Origin of the sequence: Humisphaera borealis, from assembly GCF_015169395.1 — a bacterium.
Lineage (GTDB): Bacteria > Planctomycetota > Phycisphaerae > Tepidisphaerales > Tepidisphaeraceae > Humisphaera > Humisphaera borealis.
This window is the reverse complement of the sequence record NZ_CP063458.1, coordinates 826557-851339: the sequence shown is the minus strand read 5'-3', so window position 1 is coordinate 851339 and position 24783 is coordinate 826557. Positions and strand designations below refer to the sequence as shown.

At 63.2% G+C, this 24783-nt stretch carries 17 protein-coding genes, 1 tRNA gene and 1 pseudogene; 10 read left to right on the top strand and 9 right to left on the bottom strand.

Annotated features, from left to right (window positions below; all coding sequences use genetic code 11):
* Positions 1-3: 3 nt before the first annotated feature.
* Entirely contained in the window at positions 4-1437 is a 1434-nt protein-coding gene (locus tag IPV69_RS03245) for a sulfatase family protein (protein WP_206293475.1), read from the bottom strand.
* Positions 1438-1674: 237 nt separating this feature from the next.
* The gene (locus IPV69_RS03240; protein ID WP_206293474.1) at positions 1675-3168 is read right to left on the bottom strand and encodes a sulfatase; all 1494 of its coding nucleotides are present in this window, start codon (positions 3166-3168) and stop codon (positions 1675-1677) included.
* Between the two features lie 298 nt (positions 3169-3466).
* Here IPV69_RS03240 and metG point away from each other — a divergent pair, with 298 nt between their 5' ends.
* Complete coding sequence (metG, locus tag IPV69_RS03235) at positions 3467-3892, top strand: methionine--tRNA ligase subunit beta (RefSeq protein WP_206293473.1); 426 nt, start codon at positions 3467-3469, stop codon at positions 3890-3892.
* 694 nt (positions 3893-4586) lie between these two features.
* Positions 4587-6515: a DNA repair protein RecN gene (gene recN, locus IPV69_RS03230; RefSeq protein ID WP_206293472.1), complete on the top strand. Its 1929-nt coding sequence runs from the start codon at positions 4587-4589 to the stop codon at positions 6513-6515.
* A gap of 13 nt (positions 6516-6528) precedes the next feature.
* Here recN and IPV69_RS03225 read toward each other — a convergent pair whose 3' ends face one another.
* On the bottom strand, positions 6529-8586 hold the full coding sequence (locus tag IPV69_RS03225) for an SUMF1/EgtB/PvdO family nonheme iron enzyme (RefSeq protein ID WP_206293471.1): 2058 nt from the start codon (positions 8584-8586) through the stop codon (positions 6529-6531).
* Positions 8587-8875: 289 nt separating this feature from the next.
* On the opposite strand from IPV69_RS03225, the gene IPV69_RS03220 reads away from it, so the two are divergent.
* Entirely contained in the window at positions 8876-9112 is a 237-nt protein-coding gene (locus IPV69_RS03220) for a hypothetical protein (RefSeq protein WP_206293470.1), read from the top strand.
* A 160-nt stretch (positions 9113-9272) separates the two neighbouring features.
* Here the strand turns inward: IPV69_RS03220 and IPV69_RS03215 are convergent, their stop codons facing one another.
* The 3 genes from IPV69_RS03215 to IPV69_RS03205 form a co-directional block, all read right to left on the bottom strand.
* Positions 9273-11705, bottom strand: a complete 2433-nt coding sequence (locus IPV69_RS03215; protein WP_206293469.1) for a DEAD/DEAH box helicase — start codon at positions 11703-11705, stop codon at positions 9273-9275.
* A 225-nt stretch (positions 11706-11930) separates the two neighbouring features.
* Entirely contained in the window at positions 11931-12536 is a 606-nt protein-coding gene (locus IPV69_RS03210) for a 3-keto-disaccharide hydrolase (RefSeq protein WP_206293468.1), read from the bottom strand.
* 133 nt (positions 12537-12669) lie between these two features.
* On the bottom strand, positions 12670-13257 hold the full coding sequence (locus IPV69_RS03205; protein WP_206293467.1) for a hypothetical protein: 588 nt from the start codon (positions 13255-13257) through the stop codon (positions 12670-12672).
* Between the two features lie 337 nt (positions 13258-13594).
* Here IPV69_RS03205 and IPV69_RS03200 point away from each other — a divergent pair, with 337 nt between their 5' ends.
* Positions 13595-15076, top strand: coding sequence for a C2 family cysteine protease (locus IPV69_RS03200; RefSeq protein WP_206293466.1), 1482 nt, complete (start codon positions 13595-13597; stop codon positions 15074-15076).
* Between the two features lie 26 nt (positions 15077-15102).
* On the opposite strand, the gene recO is transcribed toward IPV69_RS03200, so the two are convergent.
* Together recO and IPV69_RS27785 are read right to left on the bottom strand one after the other, a co-directional pair.
* Positions 15103-15873 (bottom strand): DNA repair protein RecO, encoded by a 771-nt coding sequence (recO, locus tag IPV69_RS03195; protein ID WP_206293465.1) that lies wholly within the window; start codon positions 15871-15873, stop codon positions 15103-15105.
* 140 nt (positions 15874-16013) lie between these two features.
* Positions 16014-16229: a DUF5522 domain-containing protein gene (locus IPV69_RS27785; RefSeq protein WP_206293464.1), complete on the bottom strand. Its 216-nt coding sequence runs from the start codon at positions 16227-16229 to the stop codon at positions 16014-16016.
* Between the two features lie 136 nt (positions 16230-16365).
* Between IPV69_RS27785 and IPV69_RS03185 the strand changes: the two genes are divergently transcribed.
* The 3 genes and pseudogenes from IPV69_RS03185 (at position 16366) to IPV69_RS03175 (ending at position 18506) form a co-directional block, all read left to right on the top strand.
* Positions 16366-17307 carry an amidohydrolase family protein gene (locus IPV69_RS03185; RefSeq protein WP_206293463.1) on the top strand — a complete coding sequence of 314 codons (942 nt, stop codon included), beginning with the start codon at positions 16366-16368 and terminating at the stop codon, positions 17305-17307.
* 83 nt (positions 17308-17390) lie between these two features.
* A tRNA-Leu gene (locus IPV69_RS03180) sits at positions 17391-17473 on the top strand.
* Between the two features lie 191 nt (positions 17474-17664).
* Positions 17665-18506, top strand: a pseudogene (locus tag IPV69_RS03175) (IS5 family transposase).
* Between the two features lie 158 nt (positions 18507-18664).
* On the opposite strand, the gene IPV69_RS27780 reads toward IPV69_RS03175, so the two are convergent.
* The gene (locus IPV69_RS27780; RefSeq protein WP_206293462.1) at positions 18665-18871 is read right to left on the bottom strand and encodes an ECF-type sigma factor; all 207 of its coding nucleotides are present in this window, start codon (positions 18869-18871) and stop codon (positions 18665-18667) included.
* A gap of 238 nt (positions 18872-19109) precedes the next feature.
* On the opposite strand from IPV69_RS27780, the gene IPV69_RS03165 reads away from it, so the two are divergent.
* From IPV69_RS03165 to IPV69_RS03155, 3 genes are all read left to right on the top strand, one after another.
* Entirely contained in the window at positions 19110-22334 is a 3225-nt protein-coding gene (locus tag IPV69_RS03165) for a PSD1 and planctomycete cytochrome C domain-containing protein (RefSeq protein WP_206293461.1), read from the top strand.
* A 43-nt stretch (positions 22335-22377) separates the two neighbouring features.
* Positions 22378-23883 (top strand): DUF1501 domain-containing protein, encoded by a 1506-nt coding sequence (locus tag IPV69_RS03160; RefSeq protein ID WP_206293460.1) that lies wholly within the window; start codon positions 22378-22380, stop codon positions 23881-23883.
* A gap of 387 nt (positions 23884-24270) precedes the next feature.
* The gene (locus IPV69_RS03155) at positions 24271-24768 is read left to right on the top strand and encodes a DoxX family protein (RefSeq protein ID WP_206293459.1); all 498 of its coding nucleotides are present in this window, start codon (positions 24271-24273) and stop codon (positions 24766-24768) included.
* Positions 24769-24783 lie beyond the last annotated feature (15 nt).

Sequence of the window (24783 nt, the reverse complement as noted above, 5' to 3'; positions counted from 1 at the left end):
CACCTACTGCGCGTCGCGGTCCTTCGCCTGTCGCTTGTCACCCTGGCGGCTCGGCGCTTTTTTCTCGGTTTCCATGCCTTTGTCCCCCTGCTGCGCCATCCACGCATCCAGCTCGGCCGACAGCCTGGTCTTGATGGCGGCCATTGCCGGATCGCCGGCGAGATTCTTCGTTTCGTACTCGTCGTTCTGCACGTCGTAGAGTTCTTCCCCCGGCCGCTTGAAGAGCCAGTCGATCCGCGCCTGAAGTTCCGGGCGGGTCGCGGCATCGGCCTTCCATGACTCGATCGGCTCACCCTTGTGAATGCCGCCGATTTCATAGGTATTGCCCGGTGCAAGATTGCGAATGTACTTGTAGCGGGCGTCGCGGACGGCCCGGATCGGATACGGCTCCTTGTAGCCGTTGATTCCGACCGTCGTGTGCTGGGCGTAGATGTAGTCGCGCAGCGAATCGCGCTTGCCCGTCAACACGTCGAGAAAACTACGCCCGTCGAAACCGGTCTTGCCATTGGCATCGGGGCAGCCCACGTCGATCTTCGCCGGGTCAATTCCCGCGGCGGCAAGGAAGGTCGGCGGCACGTCAACATATTGCATCAGCGCGGTACTGGAGGACCCAGGCTTCACCTTGCCCGGCCAGCGAACCAGGCCCGAGACCCTGATCCCGTTGTCGTAAAGGCTCCACTTGCCGCCGTAGGGAAAACTGCTCCCCTGTTCGCTGACGAACATCACCAGTGTGTTGTCCGATTGCCCGGCCTCCTCGAGCACTTTCAACAGTCGGCCCACCTGCCAGTCGAGCTTGTTGATTTCGCCGTAATAGTCGGCGAGCAACGTCCGGGTGACCTGATTGTCGTGCAGATAAGGCGGAACGGAGATTTTCGCCAGGTCGGCCTTGTTGCCGCGGGTCCAGGGGCTGTGCGGATCGTTCGACGCGAACACCAGCAGCCATGGCTTGGTGCCGTCGGCGGTGATGAAGTTCTTGCTCGCGTCGAAATCATCGTCACCCTTCTTGCCAATGTATTCGTACGGAAACGAGGCAGGCGGACCGATGTGCGTCTTGCCCTGCAGCGCGACCCTGTACCCGTTGGCCTTCAGGTGCGTGAAAACACTCTTCGTGCCGTCGTACGCGCGCGTGTGGTTCGGATACGCCCCCGATCGCATGCTGTACAGACCGGTGTAGAGCGCATGGCGACAGGGTGAGCAGGTCGGTGCGGGCGTATACATGCCGCTCAGTTTCATCCCCTCGGTCCGCAGCTTGTCGAGGTTCGGGGTGACGACGTCCTTGTTCCCCTCGTAACCGAGGTCGCGCCAGTTCAGGTCGTCTGCGATGATCAGCAGAAAGTTCGGCCGTTCCGCTGCCGAGACGGGCCCTGCATTCAGGGTGACCAGGGCAAACAGCAGTGCGAAGGGAAGGGAACAAGGCAAGCGGGCGCGGTTCGACATTCAGATTTCTCCTGAGCGTGGAACGCCTGCGGTTCATAGAAATTGCAGGATGCCGATTCCGCTATTGGTCACCCCCCACTGATTCCCATTCGAAAGTTCACCGCGTCGTGATCGGCGTCGTTGTGGTGCAGCCGTCCCGGCTGCACCACAAGGTGCTGAATCCCACACGGTCATTCAGATCCCACCGATGAGCGGTGGCAACGGCTCGGTAAACGACGTGATCGGCTCGATCGAGTCTCAGTCATTCGGCTTGGCGCGCGTTTCCTGAAACTCCTTAGCGGGCTGGTGCTTCGGGTTGGGGCCCGGGATCACCGCGTTTACAGACTTCAGGTGGTCGCGCAGGACTTTCTGTAATCGGCTGACGTCATCGGGTCGTGCCGCCGACAGGTCATGCTGTTCGCCGAGATCATTCCGCAGGTCGTACAGTTCGAGCCGTGCGCCGGGGCGATAGGTACCGTCGTCGGCGAAGGAATCGCCGAAGTATTCAATGAGCTTCAAGTCGCCGTCGCGGACCGCGGCGCAAGGCGTTGCCGCCCAGCGTAGGTCGTAGAGCGGCATGTAGAACATAAGCGGGCGAGGCGCAATGGACCCGCCGGTCTTGAGGAGCGGCAGCAGGTTGACCCCGTCAAGCGGATGGTTTGCCGGCGCCGCCGCAGCGGCCGCCACGGCGCACAGCGTTGGCATCATGTCGACCACATGAACCGGCGTTGAGACGGTAAGGCCCGGCTCGGCGACGCCGCGCCAGCGGATGATGAGCGGCACACGAATTCCCCCTTCGTACGGCGAGCCCTTGCCGGCGCGAAGCGGCGTATTGCTGTATTCCTCACGGGCGATGGCCAGTCGTGTGCGCTCCCCGCTGGCGGACGCCGCCGGGAGTTTTCGTGCCTGGAAGACCCCGCCGTTGTCGCTCATGAAAACGACCATCGTCTGCCGCTGCGACCCCTGCCGATCGACCGCGGCCATCAGGCGTCCGACCGATGTATCGAGGTGCTCAAGGGCCGCGCGATAGGTGGCATTGTGAAGGCCGTCGGCGGGAGCGCCCGCCTTCAGGTACTTGGCGACCAGCGCTTCGGGCGCGTAAACCTTGCCGTGGACCGTGTGGTGGGTCAGCAGGCAGAACCAGGGGCGATCGCTCGGGCTTTCGATGAAGGCAATCGATCGATCCGTCAGGAATTCTACGAATTTGTCCTTCTCTTCGGCCCCCTTGCCCCTCGGCTGCGGGGCGACAACATCAAAGCCGAAGTGGGCGGCACCGGTCGCCGACAGCGACGCGGCGTTACCGTCAGCGCCGCTCGTCAGGTGCCACTTGCCGATGCACGCCGTCCGGTAGTCCGCGGCCTTAAGCCGCTTGGCAAGATTGACCGTCTCTCGGGGCAGTGACTCGACGAACGGAGGCTCGGCGATCGGTGCCCATGGCGATCCGTACCACGGAAGTACGTGCCACATCCCGTGCCGCGAGGAATACTGTCCTGTCAGCAGGGAAGCCCGCGTGGGCGTGCACTGAGGCGTCGCGTAGGCGTCGGTGAATCGCGCGCCTTCCGCTGCCAGCCGATCCAGATGCGGGGTGGCCACCAGCTTTCCGCCGTAGCAGCCGAGCGACGAATACCCCTGGTCGTCGGTCAGGATAAACAGGATGTTGGGCTTGTCTGGCGAAGGCGCGGCGGCCAGCGACCACGGGGCGGACAGGATCAGGATGACAAGGAGCGCTACGTGATGGATATGACGGGACATGACTCTCCTGCTCAGAAGTGCTTCCCCAGTCCGGAATTTACGGTTGCTCGAATCCCGTAGCAACCGAAGGCACCTGCCGTCGTTTGCCCCTCGACGGCTTCCCCGTTCTTGACGATCATGCTCCCCTTGGCACGCTCACCGCGGTGCGGTGGGGTCGACGGCGTCGCCGTGGGCGTTTCGCGCCAGTCAACCGGTCTCAGCCGACCCCTGCTGAGCACGTTTTGTCCGTATTCCGTTATTCCGACTTTATTCCTAACAACGTTCGGGTATACTGTCCGATACAGAAGGAGTGTTTGCGATGTCGAATGAACCCATGCCGTCCACGTCCATCCCTGCCACCGCTACGCCGGGGCAGGTGCCGGCTAACTCGCCGGCGGGTGTGGTGGCGCTGCCACCGACCATCACCATTGACGACTTTGTGAAGGTCGAGTTTCGCGTGGCGACGGTGCTGGAAGCGGCCCCGGCCCCCAAGGGGGACAAGCTGCTGGTGCTGAAGGTGGACCTGGGCACCGAGCAGCGGACCATCCTGGCCGGCATTCGCCAGCACTATTCGCCGGAACAGATGGTCGGCAAGCAGATCATCGTCGTGGCCAACCTGGCGCCCCGAAAAATGATGGGCCTGGAGAGCCAGGGCATGTTGCTGGCGGCGCACGACCCGGCGACCGGGAAGGTGATCGTATTGAGCCCGAGCGAAGCGGTCTCGGCCGGAAGCAAGGTGAGCTGAACGCCATGCGGTATTCCAGTCGCCTCCTTCGGTACGCCGGGGGAGGGCCAGGTTGAGGGTTGCTTCGGGTGATGGGCGGAATGAAGAACGGTGAATGAAGAATGAAGGACGGGGAATGAATGACAGAGATGGTGGCCGCGACAGCGGTCGCCGGTTCTGCATTCTTGGTTGTACGTTCTTCGTTCCCGGCTCTCGAGTCGGGAACGTCGTCTGAAGCAACCCCCACCCTAACCCTAACCCTAACCCGGCGTACCGGAGGAGGGGACCGGAGACATCCGATGGTCGCAGGTCTTTTGCCGATTTGCAGCCGATCTCGGGTTCGTTTGGCTGACTCGGGTTCGTTTGGCTGACTCGGGTTCGTTTGGCTGACTCGGGTTCGTTTGGCTGACTCGGGTTCGTTTGGCTGACTCGGGTTCGTTTGGCTGACTCGGGTTCGTTTGGCTGACTCGGGTTCGTTTGGCTGACTCGGGTTCGTTTGGCTGACTCGGGTTCGTTTGGCTGACTCGGAGGCCGGCTTCGCCGGACCTCCGAGTCAGTCGACAGGAAAATCCTGGGTGGCATGGGCAAGCGTACTCGCTTGCCCGTGGCGGTCGCCGTCTGGTGTTCGCCGCGGGGCGTCGATCCATCGTTGCCCCACCGGGGTCCAGGGGATTTGCAGGAACGCCTACGACATCTGTCATTCGGAAACGTTCACATGCTCCGCGAACTTCACATATCCAACCTCGCTGTCATTTCCGACGTCCGGATCGCCTTGGGACCGGGGCTCAACTGCTTCACCGGAGCCACCGGCGCGGGCAAAAGCCTGGTCATCGGCGCGGTCGAAGTGTTGCTGGGCCTGCGCTCCCCGAGCGAGATGCTCCGCCCGGGTGCCGACGAAGGCCGGGTGTCTGGCGTCTTCGAGGTGCGCGGGGCCGAACTGCTGTCGCAACTCCAGGCCCTGACAGACATTCCCCTCGCCGACGACGGCGGTGAACTGCTGCTCACGCGCCGGCTCTACGCCTCGGGCCGGTCGTCGGTCAGCCTCAACGGCCACCCGATCACCCTCGCGATGCTCAAGCTCGTCGCCGAGCACCTCGTGGATGTCCACGGCCAGCACGACCACCAGTACCTGCTCAAGCCGTCCAATCAGCTCGACGTGATCGATCAGTTCGGCGGTCTGCTCGACCTGCGGTCTCGGTACCACGCGATCTACCTTCAGGTGATCGAGGCCCGGCAGCGGATTGCCGAGCTCGACGCCAGCCGAACCCTCCGCCGACAGCAACTGGAGCTCTACCGCTTCCAGGCGGATGAGATCGACGCGGCCAACCTCGACCCCGCCGAGTACCTCGAGCTGGAAAGCCGGGCGAGTGTGCTGACCAACCTAGAGAAGCTCAAGCGCGACGCCGGCACCGTGCATACGGTGATCTATGAAGTGGACGGCTCGGTGCTCGAACGGCTCAAAGGGGCGGCGAGCATCCTGATGGAGCTTTCCGATCTCGATACCAATCTCAAACCGGTCGCCGTCGCGATGCGCGATGCGACCATCCAGGTGGAAGAGGCGGCGTACGACCTGTCGCGTTACCTCGACAAGCTCGACCTCGACCCCGCCGAGTTGGCTGAGGTGAACGACCGTCTGAATGCGATCCACCGCGTCGCCCAGAAGTACGGCAACTCTGTCGAAGGCGCGCTCGCCTATCGCGAGGAACTGCGGACCAATCTTGCCGAGCTGGAAAAGGCGAGCGACGACGACAGCGGCCTGCAAGCACGGCTCGTCCCGATGCTTGCCGACCTGCGAAAGCTGGGCGCCGAGCTGACCGTAAAGCGAACCGCGATCGCGAAAAAGCTGTCGCCGTTGATCGAAGGTCAGTTGTCTGACCTGGGCATGGAGAAGGCAAAGTTCACCATCGCGGTGATGCCGGCGGGCACTTGTGGTGTTGGCGTCCGGCCTGCAATTGCGGTCGGGACGGCTGCACCACAATCCGACCTCGGCACCCCTTCCGGGTTCGATCACGTCGAGTTTATTGCGCAGACCAATCCCGGCCAGCTCGCGCAGCCGTTGCGCAAGATCGCGTCCGGCGGCGAGTTGTCGCGCATCATGCTTGCGCTCAAGGGCATTCTGGCCCAAGGCGATCGCATCAGCGTGCTGGTGTTCGACGAGATCGACAGCAACGTCGGCGGACGCCTCGGCAGTATCATCGGCAACAAGCTGCGCAGCCTGGCCGCGCACCACCAAGTGCTGTGCATCACCCACCTGCCGCAGATCGCCAGCTACGCCGACCACCATCTGACCGTGCGGAAGGAGGTCGTCAACGACAAGACCGAGACGCAGGTGCGGGTGATGGAAGGGGAAGAGCGCGTGCAGGAACTGGCGGAGATGACCGGCGGCCAGCGGATTACGCCGACCACGCTCGCCCAGGCAAGGGAACTCTTGGAAGCCGCCCGCGCGGAGTTTGCAACGAAGCCGGCACTGCCCGGCGAGCGGTCCAGAGTGAAAGCGCCAGGCGCGAAACCGCCAAGCGAAAAACTGCCGTCGCCGGACGACGCCCCGGCGACCGATCCACCATCCCCGCGCTCGCCTGCCCGGACCGCCGTCCGGCGTCCGGAACCGGTTCGATCCAAGCGTGTGACAGGTGCGCGGCGGTAGTGGGTCGAGGTGGCTACTTCTTCGGTGCCGGGGGAAGCGTTTTCACCCAGGCGAGGTTGAAGACGTAGTGGTTCTTGCTGCTGATGAGCTGCACGCGATCGTCGCGCGTCTGGATCGCGGCGAGGTATCCGCTGCGCTCGGACATGGTGTCGCTGAACGTCGCGATGCCTCGATCGATTGTCGGGAGTTCGCGTGGCGCCCCGCCGGGGGTAATCAGCCGACGGTGCGGCCAGGTCTTGCCATCGTCCATCGAGACCGCCGCGAAGAGCCCGTAGCCGGTGAACTCGACATCGCCCTCGGCTTTGAAGGTCATCCCATTGCGGTCCTTCCAGTCGCGGGCCTGGTCGGTGTACGAGCAGAGCAGGATCGGGCCTTCGCGCAGGCGGATCATCACGGCACGCTGCGCGGTGCTGATCGCCGGGAACTCCGACTCGGAGAAGGTCCAGGTCTTGCCGCCGTCGCGGGTGATACTGAGCGGCGTTTTGCCGTGGAACGCAGCCTGGTCTTCGGGCGGGTCCTGCCGACTGTAGGCCATGATGCTGCCGTCGGCGAGTTGGACGATCGGCGCATGAATACCCGGCGGGCGACCACCCGTTCCGCCAGGGCGGATGTCGGAATCCTTTTTGGCCAGGAGGATGGAGTTCCACGATTTGCCGTTATCGACGCTGCTGACAAGCCCGGTCGTTCGCGAGTCGTGGGTGATGAACAGGTGTCCTTCGCGGGTGCGGATCATCTGATTGCCGAACTCGCCGTTGGGAAAGATCGTGCGGGCCTTGGACCAGGTCGCACCGTTGTCGTTGGAGGTTCGCACGACGTCTTCGACAAGGCCGCGGGCCAGGTGATAGATCGTCTGGTTGCCGTCCCACCAGAGCTTGGGGGCGTGGTCGTTGACGTCGGCGCCGTCCCAGAACGGAGTTGCCGGTTCCCACTCGGTGGTGCCCCAGCGAAGGCGCGAGGCGAGGTTGCAGAGTTCGCTGCCGCCTTCGTCGACGCACGAAAACCAGGTCGCCAGCAGATCGCCGTTGGGGCATTCGGTGATCGCGGGGCTGTGGTTGTGCCACGAGTACATCGGACCGGCTGAGCCGGGCGGAATGTTCACGAATGGAACGGGGCCGGCGAAATGCGGAATCTCCGGCGAAGGCTTCTGAAGCTTGGGAATCAACTGGCTGACGTTCCGCGCATTGAGCGGCGGCGTGGCCGGCGGCAGCAACTTGCCCTTGGGCGCATCGGCCTGCACGACGCGGAAGCCGATGTTTTCACTGGCCGACTCGGGGATCCAGGCGGCGCGGTTCGCCGAGCGAAGCAGACGGCTGAAGGTCGAATGCGTCCCGCCGCGAAAAACTCGAAAGTCGCCGTCGCTGCGGCCGAGGGGGTCGGTCTGCTCGCCGGCTTCGTAGGGGCCGTACCAGTCGGCGCACCACTCGGCGGCGTTGCCGTGCATGTCGTAGAGGCCCCACGCGTTGGGCGTGCCCTCTCCGCCCCGAAGCGACACCGGGCCGTCGATCACCTTGTACTCCGGCGGCATGGGGTTGGTGCCGAAGTAGAGCGACCGCCTGCCGGAATCGCCGAACCATTTGTGCGACCCCGGCGGAAGCGTATCGCCGGTGTTGAACAGGGTGGTGGTGCCGGCGCGGCAGGCGTATTCCCACTCGGCCTCGGTGGGCAGGCGGTACGGCTTGCCTTCCTTTTTCGAGAGCCATTGGCAGTACGCGACGGCGTCGAACCAACTGACGCCCGTCGCCGCCTCGTCGTCGGTGTTCTTGGGCCGATGCTTCGGTTTGAACTGGCGATACTGACCGAGTGTGACTTCCTTCTCGCCGATGTAAAACGCGCCGGAGATCGTCACCTTATGCGCCGGCTTCTCGTCCCAGTCGGCGCGATCGAACTCCGCCGGGTGCTTGTTCATGTGGTGGTCGGCCGGCGGGCCGTCCTGGCCCATAGTGAAGGAACCGGGCTCGATGCGGATGAGTTTCATGCCGATCGAATCGACGACCGGCGCAGCCTCACCCGCTGCATTCACGCCAAGCGCCGACAACGCGAAGACAACGACCGCAAATCCATAAGTCTTCATGCATCTCCCGGGCTGCGCACACCCCGCCCGGTAGTACCGTGCGATCGGAGGTGCGTTCGCTCTTGAATCTCCACGCATTGGGTGGTCGTGAGCCTTCGCCCGCAACGAACGCGCACGTTCACAGCAGCTTGTACCGCGTGAATACCTGCATTCTTTGCAGTGCCGTCGAAAACAGCTCGGAATCGCTAAGTTTCTTGCAGCGGTCTTGTGCTCGTGAGTCATCGATCGGCGGTTGGATCGCTGCTGCCGAATCTGTTTTAGCGTGCCATGCACGCTCGTGGAGGTTCGTATGTTGAAGCGAGTTTCGCTGGTTGCGGCTCTGATGCTCGGCTTGTGCGTGACGGCCACTCCGTCGATGGCGAAGGAAGCCGAGTCTCGCGGCCGGGAAGCCGAAAAGAAGGACGACCGCGGCAGCAGGAGCGGAAAGAATGTCAAAAAGGATGCTGTCAGGAAAGCGGGCAAGATCGCCGACGACAAAGGCGGAAAGAAAAAGGGTGGTCACGACGACGGCCCGAACCACAGGTAAGTCCTCGCCTGAAGTCCGTAGACGGGGACCGGCGTGCCATCCATACTGGACGGCACGCCGGCCCTCTCTGTGCGCGGCCTGGCCGCCGCCTCGGCTGATGCGGCGCTGCTGCACTGCGGTGGCGGCGTTCCTGGCTCGCGGCACAGCGCGCTGCCAACGCCTAGATCTGGTCCACCAGTTCCTCCAGGATTTCGTCGGTCGACTGCGGATCGACCGTGCGGCATGCCGTCGTCAATACGGCAGCGATACTCCGCAGCCGGGTCTGCCATTCGTCGCGGTTCACGTCTTTAGGCGTGAGCTGGGCGAACTCTTCGCAGAGCAGGATCATCCGCAGCACATGCTTGAAGAAGATGCCCTCCTGCTTCAGCAGGTCGCGCGAACGGACGAACTTGTCGAAGTCGCCGCCGTGATTCAGCAAGTCGCCGATGCCCCAAACCGGCGTGATGAACAGTCCACCGGCGTGGTCGATCTCGCTCTCGAACAGCATCCGCACCTTCTGCGCCAGCGGCACGGGGTACTTGCGCATCTCGGGCGGCAGGTCGGATTGATCCGACGGCGGATAGAGGTCCTCGTGCGCGGCCAGCCCGCGCGTCAGGATCGCCGGGTCCACCACTTCCAGCGCAAGCCGCCCGGGCGGCAAATCATCCGGCCACGGCACCCGCAGCGATTTGGCGACCGAGCCGGGCATCTCCAGCAGGCTCTCCAGGATCTGCACCAGCTCGTGGTCCTCGGCCTTGGCGAGGTAGTCCATCAGGAACAAGCCGTACAACGGATGCACGGCGCGGAAGACCATCAGGTCTTTGAGGCGTGGCGTGGGCGTGGCGGTAATGACGTCGTACGGCTCGGTGAACGCGGGTGCGTTTTTGCCGGCGGCTTTCGCCGTCGCAGCGGCGACGGTCGCGCCGACGTGCTCACCAAGCTTCAGCCGGCCGAGCAGATCCGTGGTCGATGTCGGAGAAGCCGCTGTCGATGGTTCGGCATCGTCTTCGTCGTCGTCCGGCGGTGCTGCCGCGTCGGCGGGATCGACCGCCGCCGCCCCGGCCGAACTGCCTGCAGGCTTGATCGCGTCGAGCCAGCTCTTGGGCGGCGGCGGGTCGAGCAACACCACGCCCATATGACTGAGCGTCACCAGCATGCGCGTCAGCCGTTTGATCTCGCCTTCGATCGTCGGCAAGTCCATCAACCGACGGCGGATGACCTGGCGTATCGGCTCGACGGCCGGGTTGGCCTCCAGCAGGAACCCCAGCCACCGCCAGGTGAGCCGCCCCTTGCTCGCCAGCCGGGCCGGTGGCGCGGTCTGCAGCTTGGTGAACTGGTCGGCGTTCCAATAGGTGAAGTTGGCCCGCCGCGTCGGCTTCTTCTTCAGCAGCGCCTTCTTGGCCTTCATCAGCCCCGGGTCCTTGGTGTCTTCGGGGATGGAGTCGTACTTTTCCTTCCAGCGGAACAGCTTCACGTCGTCTTCGTGCGCCATCGCAAAGACGTGCCCCTCAGTATCGAACTGCGGCCTGCCGGCCCGGCCGAACATCTGCTGCGCGGCGCTGGGGTCGATCAGTTTCTTCTTGTCGCGCGGCCCTTTGACCAGCGTCGTCAGAATGACCGACCGCGCCGGCAGGTTGATGCCGGCCGCGAGCGTTTCCGTGCAGACACAGACCGGCAGCAGCTTTTCCTGGAACAGCATCTCCACCACCCGCCGGTAGCGCGGCAGCAGACCTGCGTGGTGGATGCCGATGCCGCGCGTCAGAAACGTCCGCAGCTTGTTACCGGAACCGACGGAAAAGTCGAACGATTCCAGCCGGTCGAGCAGCGCCTTACGCTGGCCCTCGACGAACACGTCGCGTCCTTTGAGCACATCGGCCGTCACCCAGCAGATCTCGCGGTCGAAACAAAAGATCAGCAATGGCGTACGCCGGCGCGTGTCTTCGCCGCGGGCGATACTCTCCACGAAATCGGGCAGCAGTTCGTCGCCCACCCAGTGGAAATGGAGCGGAACCTTGCGCTCTCTGCCCTCAACGAGCGTCACCCGCCGATCGAGGCTGCGGGCCATCCAGTTGACGAACTCCGAAGCCGCCCCCACCGTCGCCGACAGCAGCATGACGCGGACGTGCGCCGGCAGCAGCGACAACGCCAATTCCCAGACGATCCCCCGCTGCGGCTCGTTAAAGTTGTGGAACTCGTCCATCACCACCGCGCCGACATTGGCAAAGTCGTACGCCTCGGGGTGGAGCAGCCGGTTGAGCAGCACCTCGGCGACGACGACCTTGATCGGCGCGTTAGGGTTCACCGTGCGGTGCCCGGTGACCAGGCCGACGGTGTCGCGCTCGTAGCCCCAGCGTTCGACGGTGTCCTGAAGTTCGATGAGCTTCTGGTCGGTGAGGGCAATCAGCGGCGTGGAGTAGTAGACGCTCTTTCCGGTGCGCAGCCCTTCGTATACCGCCGCCTCAGCGACGAGCGTCTTGCCGGTGCCCGTCGGCGCCGACAGCAGCACCCCCTGCTCGGACGCGGCCCAGGCGTACAGCGCCTCTTCCTGCACGGGGTAAGGCGCGTACGCAAGGCGTTCGAGATAGTCGAGGATGATTTCGTCGCGAGAGATCACCGCCGGATGGTAGCGGAAGTCCGATGCCGCCGCCGCTCGTCGGATGACTTCCGTACGTCACGGCCCCGTGCGAGAGAGAGAGAGAGAGAGACTCGACGTTCGTTTTGAACACGAAGGGCACGAAGACACGAAGGACACAAAGAAATGCGTGCCTGACTGCAGTGTACAAAAAACTTCGTGCCTTCGTGCCCCTTCGTACCTTCGTTCCTCTGCCATCCAATCCGCTCACTTCGCCGGCGTCAGCCGGAGATTGCGATACTCCATGGTCCCTTTGTCGGCCTCCAAGCCGATGCCGCCGGTGGCGGGCACCTTCATCGCCGCATTGAGCACTTCGCCGTTGCAGGTGCAGTGGGCGACGCCGTCTTTAACGATCACGATGATCTCGTTCCAGTCCTGCGCCTTGTACTTCTTGAGTTCCTTGTACGGGCCGGCGACGAGGTAGTCGCGGACCTGTAACTGCGGGCCGCGGACGAACAGTCCGCTGTCGGCGGCGACGCCGGCGCGGAACTCCAGCCGCAACTCGAAGTCGCCAGTGAACTGGGCGGTCGTCCAGAGCTGGCGGATGCCGGTGCCCGGATTAACGGTCAATACGCCGTCCTTCGCCGAGTAGCGCTTGTCGTCCGACTCGGTCTTGCCGTCGAACTTCTCGCCGGTCTTGTAGCCCCAACCGGTGAGGTCCTTGCCGTTGAACAGTTCAACGGCTTTGGCGGCAGCGGCTTTGGGCGCTTCGGTTTTGGATTCTGCCTTGGGCGCGTCGGCGGCAATCAGCGTGAACGGCGAGATCGCCAGGGCGATCAACAGTGCGGCGGAGCGGCGGCTTCGGATCGACATGAGGTTCCTCCTGCGTTGGGATATGAAACGGTTCTTCGGGTTCAACGGCTGTACGAGACGTCTTCTGTACTTCGTTTGAAGTCCGACGTCGAACGTGCGTGGGTTTCAGTGAGCAAGTCGATAGTTCCAGCGTTCAGTCGTCTTTCTGGCTCGGCTTCTTGCCTTGGTTGTGATCGTCGTCATCGTCCTTCTGGGGTTTCTTCTTGTCAGGATGTTTCAATTCGGCGGCTTGTTCGTTCTCGCCACCGCCGAACTTCTTGCGGAGTTCTTCAGGCAGGGCCGACAGTCGGACGTAGAGCTGCCCGTCCTTGCCCTTGATGACCATCGGGCCGTCGTCGATCGCCTTCTGGACGGCGGGCTTCTTCTCCGGCTGCTTCCTGTCGGATGCCATCTTCGCTTCCATCGCGGCTTTCATCTTGTTCTTGGCGGCGATGGCATCGGCTTCATCTTGAGGGTTGCTCTTCTTCATCGCCGCTGCTTTGTCTCCGCCACTTTCTTTATGGCCTTTCAGGGTCGCCACCAGTTCTCGAACCTGGCGCTCCAGTGCGTCAACGCGTGCACCCAGGTCCTGCCCCTTCTTGGAAGACTCCTTTTCGCCAGACAACTGTTCATCGCGTGCCGATTTGCCTTCGTCCTTTCCCTTGGCGTCGGCGACAGCGATCGCGGCAGAGGCCAGAAGGGCGAAGAGCATTGACACGGAGCGGACGTAGCGCATTTGCATGGCGTTCCTCGAAGTGAAGTGACCTTCCCCCTCTGCATACAGCAGCTTGTACGCACTGGTTGCAATGAGGTTACGCCGGGGCGAGCGTCCGAAACCCCTGCTCCTGTTGCGCCGCGTCGGCTTCGCCTTCAAATCCTACCAAATTACCCGTCGTAACCCTCGACTTCGACATCAGTTGGAAATCGGACTACCGGGCTCATCCCGCGAGATTTTCGAACGTCCGGTTACTCGATACCCGTCATACCATTGGAGTCGCTTGCGGTCGTATCGCAAGTGACGGTCTGAGCCGCCGATATCCGGAAAAGCCTTTCGTACTGGCTTGAAGGGCGGTGAGGTCATGCGAAGCGAGATCCGCTGCGAGCGTTTGGAATCACGTCGTTTGTTGAGTGCGGTCAGTGCGGCATTCGACCCAAGTGTCGGCCTGCTGACGGTCACCGGGACTGAGAACGCCGATCAAATCGTTCTTCGTCGCACGGTCGCTGGAACTCTCCCGTCCAGTCAGAAGCTGGACGTACTGGTCGGAAAGCCGGCCCGCGTTGTGTTCTCTGTCCGCTTTGATGCGGTGAAGCAGATCACCGTCAATGCCGGTGGCGGGAACGATTGCGTATCCACTGCCGGCACGGCATCCGACTTCGTCAATCAGCCGATGACATTCAACGGTGGGTCCGGCAACGACACCCTCAAAGCGGCAGCGTCAAAGACCGCAACGATCTGGGGCGGAACGGGAAACGACACGCTCATTGGCGGGTCAAACGCCGACGCCCTGAGCGGCGACGCCGGCAATGACTGGATCGTCGGTGGTGGCGGTGACGACAAGCTTTTCGGTGTCGACGGTGACGACTATCTCAACGGCGGCGCAGGCAAAGACGTCATGTTAGGCGGCAACGGCAACGACACGTTCGTCGCCATCGACGCCTGCACCTCCGACGTCCTGACCGGCGGACCGGGCAACGACATCGTCTGGGCCGACCGCGGCACGGGCGCGGCGCGCGACATTGTGAGCGATGCCAGCGCGTATGAGGCCGCCCGCACCGTTCGCCTGGTGACCTCTTTCGCCAACCGCGTGGACAAGACGCTCGACGGCGATCGTGTCGTCGACCCGGTCACTGACGTCAGCTACCGCAGCTTCGCCGGCAGGCCACTGTTCGGCCCCGGCGGCCCGACCGCCAGCGACATCACCCAGGGCAGCAGTGCCAACTGCTGGTTGCTGGGGCAACTCGGTGCCGTGGCGCAGGCCGCCCCGCTGACCGTCCGGGCGACCGTCGTAGACCTGGCCGACGGCACATTCGCCGTCGCGCTGGGCGGAAGCTTCTACCGCGTCGATGCCGACCTTCCGGTGCAAGCCGATGGCGCAACGCCGCAGTTTGCCCGCACCGGCACCGGCGGAAGCCTGTGGGTGGCGATCGTCGAAAAGGCGTACGCGACCCATCGATTCGCCATCGCCAACGGCGACTATCGCGGCAACTATGAAGACCTCTGCTACGGCGATCCCAATGAGCTGCTGACGGCTGTCCGCGCCACCAATATGGGTTGGAACTACCATCCCGAGAATAGCGGCGTCGCATTTGCCAACGAGCTATTCACGCAGTGGAACGCTCGCAAGGCCGTTGCGTTCTCCACCGGGCCGTGTGCCATCGAAGGTCTCGTCGCACAGCACACCTACACCGTCACAAGCGTAACCCGCGACACTGCCGGCCGCGTGACGAGCCTGTGCCTGCGGAATCCGTGGGGCGGTGCCAGCCCGTTCGTCGATGTGACTCCGCAGAAGCTGGCCGGGATGGAGTTCTGGCTGACCTGGGGCGACGTGGGCGCGGCGTGAGGACAGGAGACGTGCGCGTCGCCGATCTACGAGTTTCCCAAAACCCACCGCCCCATCGCCAGTCCCCGTCCGAGTGTGTGCTGCACATGGTCGGCGAGCATGCGGTTGATCGGATCGGTCTGATGACGGGTGAGGAACGGCAGGCGCAGCGTGGTGCCGCTGTGTCGCGGAAGCTTCAGGATCCCCTGCACGATTCGCACGAGACGGTTGTCGATCGTCCGCCGATCGGGCACGACCGCCTCGCAGTCGCGACAGACGACGCCTCCCAGCTTCGCCGAGAAGTACGACATCGGCGTTCCCCCCGCCGGCCGACCGCATTCGACACAAATGTCGAGCTCGGCGAGATACCCCGACTCGCGCAGTACTTCGAGTTCCAGCGCCAGGAACGCCTGCTCCCGCCGATCGGTTGCCAGCAGCGGCAGGGTCGATTCGAGGCGGTCGAAGACTTCGGGATGGGGGTCATGCAGTTCGAACAGCCGATCGACCAGTTCGCCGGCATAGAGCGCGAGATAAATGCCGCGGAGCGTGTTGCGCAGTGCCAGGTGCCCTTCGCGCAGCGTCCACTCGGTGAGGGTGGCCATTTCCTTGGCCGGGTCGAAGATGAAGACTGCTTCGCCGACTTCCAGGTAATCCATCCCGCCGTCGAACTTGCCAGCACCGGCCTTGGTCTTGCGATGGGCGCCCTTGGCGATCGCCCGAACGACGCCGACGTCGCGCGACAGCAGCGTTACGATCTGCGAGGTCTCGCTATACTCGGTGATGCGGAGGCAGATGCAGCGGTCGCGAACGAGGGGCATGTTGGCGGTCGTGAGGCTGGCCGGGTGTGCGGCGATCCCGCTTTGAACCCCTAAGTATAGGCCAGGCTGCCGTACGCCGCCAAAAGACCTGGGGTGGCACGGCCCGTGTCCGTCGTGCAGCATCTGCCGTGCCGGGGAACTCAATCGTCAGCCGGCGGAACGTTGCAGTGCTCGTAAGGACAGTGACGGCAGCCCGAGCCACAGCAGTGACCGCGCTTCCTGTGGAAAACGGCCGTGAACACCCACCGCCCCTGCTCGATGTAGTAGTCCACGTTTTCTACCAGAGGCGTGTTGACGCCCTTCGCCGAAGCGACGGTCGGATTCGGCTGCGAGGACTCGGAACGACGGAATTCCATAGCTGATTGCTGTGTACACGAGCAAACGAACGGCGAGCTGGCGACCGGGTGGCGGGCGACACGCGACATCGATCCGGCGTCACGGATTTCGCCAGAGCCTCTCGCCCAAATCTGCTACCGCGGGGATACTACCACCATGACTCGATCACATGGGCATGCGTTGACCAGAAGGCACATCCTGGGTGCGGCGTTGGCGGGAGCGGCCACCATCGGAGGTTGGCCGGCGGGCGCGGCGTCGCCGCCCGAAACCGCGCCGGCGGTAAGGGTCGATACTCACCTCCACTGTTTCGCCGGCAATAACGACAGCCGGTTCCCATATCACGCCAATGCCCCTTATCGCCCGCCGGCGGCGGCGACCCCTGAGCACCTGATCAAGTGCATGGATGAAGCCGGCGTCACCCACGCGATTGTCGTCCATCCCGAGCCGTACCAGGACGATCATCGATACCTCGAGCACTGCCTGGCGGTCGGCAAGGGGCGACTGAAGGGCACGTGCCTGTTCTTTGCCGATCGTCCCGGATCGCTCACCGCAATGGCCGACCTCGCCCGGCGGACGCCGCTCGTCGCCGCCCGCATCCATGCCTACGCGCCCGATCGCCTGCCCCCATTCGACAAACCGGAACTGCGCGCCCTCTGGAAGCAGGCCGCCGACCTCGGACTGGCCATCCAGCTTCATTTCGAGCCGCGCTACGCGCCTGGCTTCGAACCACTGATCGAGGCGTTTCCCCAAACCACCGTGCTGATCGACCATCTGGGCCGGCCCTTCCAGGGGACGCCCGCTGAGTACGATCGCGTCGTGAAATGGTCGCGGTTCCGAAACACCGTCATGAAGCTGTCGTCCATCCCCGCGACGACCACCTACCCTCACCGCGATATCACCGCGACCATCAGGCGTCTGACCGAAACCTTCGGCCCGGATCGGCTGATGTATGGCGGCGGGTTCGACGCCGGCGCCACGGGCGCTTCCTACCGTGCGGCAATCGACGCCGCCTCCAAGTATCTGGCACACCTGCCGGCCTCGGATCAGGCAAAGATTCTCGGCCAGACAGCCGCCAGGCTCTTCGGCCTCAAAACCTGAGATCATCAGAAGACACGGCTGAAACGGACAAATCAGGCGGTCTTGACCAAATCGATGGATCGGATAGTATCTCCCCTCCCCACGCGGCCGTGGCGGAATTGGCAGACGCGCTAGATTCAGGTTCTAGTGTCCACAAGACGTGCAGGTTCAACTCCTGTCGGCCGCATAATCTAGAAACGCCCGTAAGTTAACGACTTACGGGCGTTTTTTGTTGGTGTCGCAAGTGGTATGGAGCGGCACGAAAAGGTACGGAACGGCGTAGGCGTGCTAGGCTCTGTCTAATGGATGCCAAGTTCGGCGCTCGTTAGGAATTGCGCTTTCTATTATTGCATGCCATGCTGCCTCCACACGGAGGTTCTGATGGCTCGCTACGAAATCACGGACGATCAATGGGCCCTTCTCAAGGACCTGTTTCCCAGGCAGGCTCGCGGCGGCAAGTGGCTCAATCATCGCACCGTCCTCAACGGCATGCTCTGGATTCTCCGCTCGGGCGCTCCTTGGCGTGACCTGCCCGAACGCTACGGCAAGTTCGGAACGGTCAACCAACGCTTCAACCGCTGGCGTCGCGACGGCACCTTCGACAAGATCCTCAAGGCCCTTCAGATCCGACTGGACAAGGCCGGCAAGATCGACTGGGACCTGTGGCTGGTCGACGGCACGAACATCCGCGCCGGCCGGGCCGCGGCCGGTGCTCGCAAAAAAAGCACCCGCTCGACACCCTCGAACCCGACGACCACCATTTGGGCCGCAGCCGCGGCGGATGGGGATCGAAACTCCACCTGGTTACTGACGGCAAGGGCCTTATCCTCGGAGCCACCCTCACGGCCGGTCAGACGCACGAATCGACGCAACTCCACAACCTGATCCACAGTGTCCGCAGACCTCGTCGGATCGGCTGGCCCGATCAACTGGCAGGCGACAAGGGATACAGCTACGAATCAACTCGCGAGTTCCTCAAAGACTGCGGCATCGAGCCGGTCATCCCGCGAAAGAGCAACCAGAAACGCCCCATAGGCGAACGTTTCGACAAGAAAACCTACCGGAAACGATCCCGCATCGAGCAGGCCGTGGGCTGGTTGAAAGAGTGCCGGAGACTGGCCACCCGGTACGAAAAGCTCGGACTAAGCTTCCTTGGCTTCGTAAAACTCGGAATCATGCTGAAATACTTGAGGATTCTGGGTCCATTAGACAGAGCCTAGCAGATTTGTAGCATAACGTCGCGAGTTGGACCGATCTGTCCCTACTGCGTCGGTACCCGCGCGAGATCAGCCGATCCAGACCTCACCTCCCACTGGATGCCCCCGCCTGTGACCTGAAATTGTTCCCTGAGAACGATTTCAGCCTGCACTCGGGCCTTCTACCGAAGCTCCACGCGCCCGGCCGCCATTTCCAACGGCCGCTGGGCTTCCGCGAATGCGGCATGCGTTTCTTCAACTCGGCTTCCCGTGCCTGGGCGTCGGTGATTGAGTTTCCGTAGTTCATCGCAGACGAGAGGCAACAGTTCACTCGCCGCCTGCACGTCGCCGGACTCGATCGCTCTGAGGATTCGCGTGACGTCGGACATGGGGTGGCCGGATGGCAGGATACAAGGGGCCGATCCAGCACGAACCGACGTCGCCCACGCGGCAACCCGATCTGCCGTGGCCATGACGAGGATCGAACGATCGCCACCGATCGCATTCCACAATGACTGAGTACTGGATTCTACCTGTCGGGTTCAATCACCGGATTTGGAAAGAGAAAGGTGCCAACAAGACGACCTTAAAGCTGGTAATCCGATGGAGGAAGGCAAGATTCCGGATATGACCAATCGATTCTTCATCACGGTCGGCTCGTTTATGCTGGCAGCATTGGTTCGGCACGCGACTGCCTCGGACCAGAGTCTGCCCACCCCCGAACAGACGGCGTTCTTCGAGCAGAAAATTCGTCCCGTACTGGTGGAGTCGTGCTACCAGTGCCACTCGGCAGCGGCTGTGACGAACAAGAAGCTCAAGGGCGGCCTTTATGTCGATTCCCGCGAAGGTCTGCTCAAAGGTGGCGACACCGGACCGGCCATTGTGCCAGGGCAGTCTGCGAAGAGCCTTCTTATCAAGGCGATGAAGTGGGACGACGACAACCTGCAAATGCCGCCGAAGACTCGGCTTCCTGATTCCGTCATCTCCGACTTCGCCCGCTGGATCGACATGGGAGCACCGGATCCCCGAACCGGGGGACCGATCGCAAAACGAGAGATCGACATCGTGGCAGGACGCGAACACTGGTCCTATCGCCCGCTACAGAAGGTTCCGATTCCGCAGGTGAAGAACACCGCCTGGGCGACGACTGACATCGACCGCTTTATCCTCGCGGGGTTGGAGTCTGCCGGAATCGCCCCCAGCGCCCCGGTGTCGCGCGAGAAGCTCGCCCGCCGGGCTTACTTTGATCTGACCGGCCTGCCGCCAACGCCCGAGCAGATGCGGGAGTTTCTTGCCGACGAGTCGCCGACCGCCTTCGGAAAGCTCCTCGACAGGCTGCTGGCCAGCGAGCAATACGGAGAGCGATGGGGCCGGCACTGGCTCGACGTCGTCCGTTACGCCGAGTCCGGCGGATATGAGTTCGACGCCTTTCGGCCAGGCGCCTATCACTATCGGGACTGGGTCATCAAGGCGATCAACAACGACATGCCGTACGACCAGTTTGTCCGCATGCAGTTGGCCGGCGATAAGCTGATGCCCGGCGAGCTCGAAGGCGCCGCAGCGGCCGGCTTTCTCGTATCCGGACCCTACCCGGGACAGATCACCGCCAAGACACGAGAGCGCATCCGCTACGACCAACTGGACGACATGATCGCCACCACCGGGGAGGCGATGCTCGCGACCACGCTCAAGTGCGTCCGCTGCCACGAACACAAGTACGACCCGATTCCGCAGAAAGACTACTACGGCCTGGCATCGGCGCTGGCACGCACCGAGCACGGGGATGTCAAAATCGATCCGAACCACGCGGAGACGCAACAAAAGGTCGAAGCGTTTGAAGCAGCCACCCGGCCGATGCGCGAGGCGCTGGCGGCATACACCAGGGACGAACTGCCCGGCCGGCTCGAAGCCTGGCGGACGCAGAAGCTCCCGACGATCAAGTACGAGCCGGCAACGAGATGGCAGGCGCTTGATGTCCTCAGCGCGTCGGCCGTCTCGGCCCAGCTCCACGTCGCCGCCGGCGGGATCATTCGTTACGAAAGCGGCAAGGAAAAGGACGACACCTACACCATCAAGGCGGTGACGTTCCAGACAGGCTTGAGCCAAATCCGCCTGGACGCGCTGGCAGACAAGGCATCGCCGAAGAACGGCCCGGGATTGTCGGACAACGGTAACTTCGTCCTGGCGGACCTGAAGGTCATCGCCAAGCCGCTCGATCCGGCCGACAAGACCAAGCCCATCACGCTGAAGCTCAACGCGGTCAAGGCGACCTTTGAACAGAAGGACTACCCCTTATCGGCGGCTGTGGACAACAGCCCTCAGTCCGGCTGGGCCGTATCACCCAAGTTGGGTGTCGATCACGCCGCCGTCTTCGGCATCGAGGGTCAGTCGGTCGGCTTCCCTGGCGGGACAGAGTTGGAAATACAGCTGAAGTTCAGCCGCTTCTTCGGCCTGGGCAAGGCGCGGTTGTCGTTCGGAAATGCCGAGAATCCGCTGGCCCTTGAGACGCCGGTCGAGCCGCAAAACTTGCGAGAACTGCTGGCGATGCTGCGAACCCCGGCGGTGACATCAAATGTGACGCCGAACGATCGTGGCCCCGCCGCCGCCAGCAAACAAGCCACTCCGGCGGCACAAGCCGATCCGACGAAGAACCACCTCCTGCGATGGTTCGGCGCAGTGGACGAAAAGGCCTCTGGTCTCCTGGCGGCCCTCCAGAACCAGGAGATGAAGCGTCCCCGCCCTCCGCTGATCAACGTCTATTCCACGCGTGCAGGCGGCGCCGATGTCTACCTCCTGAAGCGCGGCGAAGTCGATAACAAGGCGGGCAAGGCGGACGTTTCGTTCCTTCAGGTGCTGACGACGGGCGAGGCCGATCAGTGGATCAATGCCGCCAACACCATCGCCGCTGCGCCGGGCAACCCCGCAGCTCCGATGCAGGGCCGAGGTCGATCCGCAGCGAGGGCGGCCAGGGCAACGCCGCCCTCGACACCCCCGACCGGTCCCGACGGCCGGGTCGCCCTGGCCTACTGGATCACCGATACCAAGGCAGGTGCCGGACAGCTGCTGGCGCGGGTGATTGTGAATCGAGTCTGGAAGTATCACTTTGGCGAAGGCCTCGTCCGCACGCCGAACGATTTCGGTATACAGGGAGACAAGCCGACGCACCCGGAACTGCTGGATTATCTCGCGTCGGAACTCATCAGGAACAATTGGCAACTCAAGCCGCTGCACCGGCTGATCATGACCAGCGCGGCCTATCAGCAGGGCGCCGACAACGCCCCGGCCGCGATGCAGCGTGACCCCGAGAACAAGCTCTGGTGGCATCGGCCGTCGCGGCGTCTGGAAGCCGAAGCGGTTCGCGATTCACTGCTGGTGGTTGGCGGTCGACTGGATTCGCAACTGTACGGTCCGAGCGTTGCCGCACTCGAATCGCCACGCCGCTCGGTTTACCTCCGCGTCAAACGGAGCGAACTGGTGCCGTTCATGACCCTTTTCGACGGGCCGGAGCCGACCCAGAGCATCGGCGACCGCGGAACGACAACCGTGCCGACGCAGGCGCTGACGCTCATGAACAGCCCGTTCGTCCGCGACACCGCCAGTCGGCTTGCCAAGCGCGCCCGGGCCGACGCCAAGACCACGGAAGAGGCAGTAGACCATGCGTTCAAGATCGCGCTGGGCCGCTCTCCAAATGCCCGGGAACGCAACCTGTTCGAGAGCCATATTCGTACCCAGATTGCCGAGCTTCAGCCGGCCGACAAGAACCCGGCGGCAACAGTGGCAGCAACCGAGCGGGCGCTCTTGCAGGCCTGCATGATCATTCTTTGCTCGAACGAGTTCATTTACGTCGATTGACGCCCGCCGTCAGTACCCAGAAGCACAGAAGTCGGAACCCGTCATGTTCAATCACTACACCCCTGGTGACCTCGCCCTGCCGTCCCGCCGGAAGTTTCTGCAGCACTCCGGGATGGGGCTGGGCTCGCTGGCATTGGCAACAATGCTGGCTGAGACGACCCGTGCCGCGACGTCGCCCGCATCACCATCGGTCGATGCCCTCCCCGCCCGCGGGCCGCACTTTGCGCCCCGCGCCAAGGCGGTCATCTGGCTCTTCATGACCGGTGCTCCGTCGCAGGTGGACACGTTCGATTACAAGCCGACCCTGCAGAAGATGCACGGCGAGAAGCTGCCCGGCAGCGATTCCAAGACCGGCTTCTTCACCACTTCGGGCAAGTGCCTCAAGTCCCCATTCGGCTGGAATCAGTACGGCCAGTCGGGTTCGTGGGTGAGCGACTTGTTCCCCCACCTGTCCCGCCATGTGGATGACATGGCGTTCATTCACTCGATGTACCTGCGGGCGAACAACCATGCGCCGGCGAGCATCGAGTTGATGTGCGGGTCCACCGTCCCCGGCCGCCCCGCCGCCGGCGCGTGGGCAACCTACGGGCTGGGTTCGATGAACCAGAACCTTCCGGCGTACGTGGTGATGCACGGCCAGAAGCCTCGCGGCGACGACCAGATCTGGTCGGCCGGGTTTCTGCCAAAGACCTATGGAGCGCTGGCACTCGACGCGCGCCGGAAGGAAGAGATCGACAACCTCGTCCGCCCGAAGGACGAAACCGACGCCCAGCAGCGCGCGGCACTCGATCTGCTGCGGGAAGTGAACTCAGATCACGCACGCACCCGACCGACCCAGGCCGACCTGATCTCCCGGATCAACAGCTTCGAACTGGCATATCGCATGCAGTCAACCGCCCCTGAGGCGATGGATTATGTGTCGGAATCCGAAGCAACCAAAAAGCTCTACGGGATTGATAACAAGGAGTGTGAGACCTTCGCACGCCAATGCCTGATCGCCCGGCGGCTGGTGGAACGCGGCGTCAGGTTCGTGCAGATCTTCGCCGGCCGGGGATCCTCCGGCGACGGGTCCGTCGGCGACGTACCCTGGGATGGCCACAACAACATCGAGGCCAACCACCGCTCGTGTGCCGCCGCTACCGACCAGCCGGCGGCCGCCCTGCTGGCAGACCTCAAATCGCGCGGCATGCTCGATGACACGCTTGTCATCTGGGGCGGCGAGTTCGGCCGAACCAGCGACAGCCAGGGTTCCGTCGGCCGCGACCATAACCCCAACGGCTTCACCATCTGGATGGCCGGCGGTGGCGTCAAAGGCGGCTGCCACCACGGCTCGACCGACGAGTTCGGCTACAAGGCCGTCGAACACAAGGTTCACGTCAATGACCTTCACGCCACCATTCTCCACCTCCTCGGCCTCGACCACGAGAAGCTCACCTATCGTTACAGCGGTAGAGACTTCCGCCTGACTGACGTTGGCGGCCACGTAATCCCGGAGATCCTGGCGAATCCCGTCACCCTGCCGCTGAAGCGTTCCGCGTCCGCCGGCTAGAGACCTCCTGAAAGCAGAATGGCCCAGCAGCACTCCTGGTGGGAGGACTGTGGGGCCATCGAGAAAGAAGTCGGCACGAGGGATTCGTGCCGACGGATAGCGTGGTCATGATGTGGGGGCGAATCGGGCTACTCGTGCCTCACCGACGACGCCGAGCCAGGAGTTTCCGGCAACCGGGCATCTGCACGAGCCGGTAGAGCGGAGGGGAAGAGTGAAACTGCGGCCAGCCGTGAAGTGCTTCGATTTCGACCGTTGCCGATACTGACCGCCTGCCGGTACACCAACTCTTCACAGAGGCGGCCGTTTGCCGCCCGCGTAAGCCAGCCGAGCCGGCGAAAAGACGCAGAGTAGTACGCCATTGTTCGCGGCGGAAAGAGTCGTACAGCCATGAACGAACGCAGACAAGGCATTTTGACATCCATCGGGTTGCTCATCATTCGCATCGGCATGGGCGGATTCATGATGACGCACGGCTACGCGAAGCTGGAGATGCTGGTGAATGGACAGACCAACTTCCCCGATCCGCTTGGCATGGGTGGCCGACTCAGCCTGATCTGTGCAACGGGTGCCGAGTTCTTCTGCGCGTTTCTGGTGGCATTGGGGCTGCTCACGCGCATCGCCGCGCTGCCTGTCGCCTTTACGATGGGGGTCGCCGCGTTCGTCATCCACGCGAACGACCCGTGGACGCTGTCGTTCGGTAACAGCCCGGCGAGCAAGGAACTGGCGCTGCTCTACTTTGCTGCGTTTCTCGGCCTCGTCTTCACTGGCCCGGGTTGGTTTTCGCTGGATGCCCTCGTCTATCCGTACCTGAGCAGACGGCGAAGCCGGAAGCACTCCCACACCCTGAGCGGCACCGAGGTATCACAGCGGTCGCCAGTGCTGTGACCGCCGCGCACCGGG